The 3,655-nt window shown below is 61.6% G+C and carries 3 protein-coding genes; all 3 read left to right on the top strand.

Features of this window, described 5'->3' with window-relative positions; all coding sequences use genetic code 11:
- Positions 1-461 precede the first annotated feature (461 nt).
- The 3 genes from QH290_RS03665 (at position 462) to QH290_RS03655 (ending at position 3,416) form a co-directional block, all read left to right on the top strand.
- Complete coding sequence (locus tag QH290_RS03665; RefSeq protein WP_280381958.1) at positions 462-1,322, top strand: tyrosine-type recombinase/integrase; 861 nt, start codon at positions 462-464, stop codon at positions 1,320-1,322.
- A 390-nt stretch (positions 1,323-1,712) separates the two neighbouring features.
- Complete coding sequence (locus tag QH290_RS03660; RefSeq protein WP_280381957.1) at positions 1,713-2,477, top strand: hypothetical protein; 765 nt, start codon at positions 1,713-1,715, stop codon at positions 2,475-2,477.
- Positions 2,478-3,086: 609 nt separating this feature from the next.
- The gene (locus QH290_RS03655) at positions 3,087-3,416 is read left to right on the top strand and encodes a hypothetical protein (RefSeq protein WP_280381956.1); all 330 of its coding nucleotides are present in this window, start codon (positions 3,087-3,089) and stop codon (positions 3,414-3,416) included.
- Positions 3,417-3,655: the final 239 nt, after the last annotated feature.

The raw sequence follows: 3,655 nt of genomic DNA, 5'->3' as shown, positions 1-3,655 counted from the left end.
CCGCACGCGCGAGAGCACTTCGACCGAGAGAAGCAGGCACACTGGCCACACTGCCGACCCCCGGTTTGCCCCCGCCGACCAGCGGTTTTCGTGGTGTTGTCTGCCCTCCTGCCGCAGGGACACTAAATGCGCCCGCAGGGTGTGTTTAGTGTCCCTGCGGCAGGAGGGCAGACAGTTGAGTGCATGTGGCGGTCGGCGGAGCAAACCGGGGGTCGGCAGTGTGGCCAGTGTGCCTGCTTCTCTCGGTCGAAGTGCTCTCGCGCGTGCGGTGGCGGCCCGGGCTGGCGTGGCTGTTAGCCCGCTACTTGGTGTCAGCGCCGTTGCCGCGGGCTCCGCTGTCATCTCCTACGGGCACGTTCACGACGTGCTTTCTAGTTGGGGATATGGGCGGATCGGCGGGACGCGAGAGGGGCACTGGTGCGACGGACAGCAAGCCGAAGACTGTCGCAGGGTATCGCTCGTTGCTGGACACCGTTGTCCTGCCCCGCTGGGGGTCAATACCATTGCGGGACATCGAATTCGAGGGCATCCAGGAATGGGTTGTCAAGCTCTCAAAGTCGGGCAGCAGTCGATTCGAAGGCCGCGGCCTCTCGGCGTCGCGAGTAACGCAGTCGTACCAGATCCTCGATCGCGTTCTGCGGTTCGCCATCAAATCGAAGCGGCTGGCGACCAATCCCGCCGACGATATCGATCTGCCGTCGATTCAAGCAGGTGAGCGGCGCTACTTGACGCACCTCGAAGTGATGAAGCTGGCCCTGGCCGCAGGTCGTTTCCGTGCGTTGGTATTCACATTGGCGTACACGGGGATTCGCTTCGGCGAGGCGACGGCATTGCGTGCAGTCGACATCGACCAGGACAGGCGGCGGATTCGTGTCTCACGTTCGGCCAGTGGCGTCACAGGTCAGGGCGTTGTGGAGACCGACGCGAAGAACCACACCACCCGCGAGGTGCCGGTCCCGGAATTCTTGGCGGCCGAGATGGCGTGGAAGGTGGACGGTCTCCCGCCACGGGCGTTGGTCTACCCGGGCCGGACGGGCGAGTACCTGACGTCGAGCGAGTTCCGGTGGGGGTCCGATCAGGCAGTCTCCGCGACCGGGCTGACTGGTGTTGTTCCGCACGGGTTGCGTCATACGGCCGCGTCGCTTGCTATCCGCGCTGGCGCGAATATCAAGGTCGTTCAGAAGATGTTGGGCCACAAGACGGCCACGTTGACGCTCGACCTGTACGGCCATCTGTACCCGGATGACCTCGACACCGTGGCCGTCAGAATGCAGGCGGGCGCCGAGTCCGCTGCGGGCCGAGGACTCAGAACCCAGGGATGATGATCAGAGAAACACCACCCAACCTGCGGTGGGTGTGGGATTTGAACCCACGGTGGCGTGAACCACGACGGTTTTCAAGCTTGTCGTTCTTGACGTTTGCGAGCGTTGGGCGTTGTCGGCGTCCGTGGCTGTATGGGGCTGACCTGCGGATTCCATTGTTGGGATCGTTGGTGGAAATCGAGCCGGTTGCGCTCTGCTGCGGACCAACTGCGGACCGTGGCGCGTATGGGCGCCTGGTCTCCAGATGATCTCCGCGCTGGCCGAGCAACGTTCTGTCTCGGTAACGGTTGCTTCTGATTAGCGATGCTTTGGTTGGGATGGGAGACGAGGAAGCCGTGGCCTGCCAGTGCAAGTGGCACGACGTCGCACCGTATCGAGCGGGAGGTAAGAATGGCAGAGAACAGTGAGCCCGAGGAACCAGTGGTTGGACTGCCGGACGCCGAGTCGATTGCATTCTCGGAAGTTTCAAGTGTCCAGGCTCGCGAGCCATTAACTGCGCAGCATCTTTGGGCCGCGTTGCACTTTGCGCAATTGTGCAAGAGGCAAGAAGATGAAATCACTAAGGCGGGCCGAAGTGGGCCATACTTTCCGCATCGCGCGTATGCCATGGCGGCAGTTAAGTTCTCGGTTTCGTTTCTGGAGTCGTTGGTAAATGATTTGTACAGCGACGCGGCAGACCCCTATATGTCCACGAGTGGCCGGATGAAGGTCTTGGCGCCGGAGGTCATCTCAGAACTTGCGGATATTTGGGTCAATGCAGAGGCCGATGGGTCTAAGACGCGGATTCAACTGCTTGACAAGTATCAAACCGCTCTCTCACTGGCAGGTGCTGCGCGGTTTGCCAAGAATGAGAATACTTATTGCGCGGCTGCTGACCTGATTTTTCTTCGGAATGAGCTGGTTCACTTTAAAGTGGGCTGGCAGAAGGTTGGGGCGAGTCAGAATGAGGCGAGCCATATCGAAAGAAGGCTCAAGCCCAAATTTGCGACTAACCAACAGTTAATCGGAGATCCATGGTTCCCGAATAAATGCCTAGGTGCGGGATGTGCGCGATGGGCCTGCACGGCAGCTGGAGAATTCGCCGATGAATGGCTTAGTCGGCTGGCACTTCCGCAGGACTACAAACAGGCGGTTCGAGATCTCGGCACCTACTGACCTCACTTCCCCCAATCTTCCTCGTACTGGCCATCTCTCGGTGGAGGTCGGGCTTGTCAAGGATGGCGTAGCCACCGCGTAGCGGACACCGGAGGTGGTCCTTGACTCGTTCGACCGGAGCGAGACGATTGGGCCGTGAGGAAGGAGGGGTGCTACCGGCGATCGCTATCAAACTTTGGTGCCGCTGCTCCCCGTCTGTGCGACTATTCATAGATGTCACTGCTACCGCCCGAGCCTCAGATCTTCGAGGGCCGCGGTGTCGTTCGCTGGGCTGTTGGAAGTCCAGATGGTTTGCGGTCCAGAAGTTGGACAGTGGTGGGTGAGAAGAGCGGGGATGTCTACGTCGGTCTGCGAACCGGCATGGGGGATATGAAGCTCAGCCTTCATCCAGCCAAGTGGCGAATGGCTCTGACCAAAGAAGCTGCTGCACTCCGGTTGGATGCGAACCAAGACCGTGTCTTGTCGCGGTGGAGCCATACGCCAGAGTGCGCCAGAGGTTGGAGGCTAGGGGCCACAATCACTGTCCCCACCTCGGCTTTGGTGCCTGCTTTTCCTGAACGCTCTATCGGGAAGGTGCGGTGGTTCCCAAGTCCTGGGGTGGGTAAGTCGATGAGGTTCATCGTCCTCCTTGGTGCTCCGAACCGAGACGACCTGACCGTTATGGACCACGTCGGCGACGTTGGACGGATTTCGCTCGCCTCGGGCGGCGCCGTCTGGGTCGTTGCCCATGTGGATGAGTTTGGGCCTGAGCGTGAAGGCCAGTACGCCTTGCTTTGCTCCCGTGCCTTTGTGGGACGTGGGGTCGACAACGAGGCTTACGGCTGGGCATGGGGGGAGAACAACGATGACGGCAGCCCGTGTCTGATCGAGCTGGGCAATGTCGGGCCGATGAACGGAACCACGGCCAGTCACCACGTCGGGGTGCCGACTGATTCCTGAGCGAGCTGCGGGAGAGCAAGCCGGGTACGGCTGCCGTCGTGCCCAGCACTGCTCGGTGATGCAGAAGGTGGTCAGATAGGAATGGTCGGCGTTCTGCCACGTCGCCAAAGCGGCGCCGACGCGCCCGACGGGCCCGCCTGGCCGGAGCTTGCGGAGGCGGGGCGGCTGCGCGGGGCGCCCGCGGGGGGGCCCCCGCGGGGGCGGGCCCCCCGCGCCCGGAGGAGATGTTGGGGATTTTT

Source organism: Nocardia wallacei (assembly GCF_029869545.1).
GTDB classification, from domain to species: Bacteria; Actinomycetota; Actinomycetes; order Mycobacteriales; family Mycobacteriaceae; genus Nocardia; species Nocardia wallacei_A.
Note: the sequence above shows the minus strand (reverse complement) of the source record. Positions and strands in the feature narration are given on the sequence as shown.

What these genes read in the sequence shown, in the direction of transcription:
- QH290_RS03655 (WP_280381956.1), top strand. Translation starts at nt 3,087, where the DNA reads ATGAGGTTCATCGTCCTCCTTGGTGCTCCGAACCGAGACGACCTGACC.
- QH290_RS03660 (WP_280381957.1), top strand. Translation starts at nt 1,713, where the DNA reads ATGGCAGAGAACAGTGAGCCCGAGGAACCAGTGGTTGGACTGCCGGAC.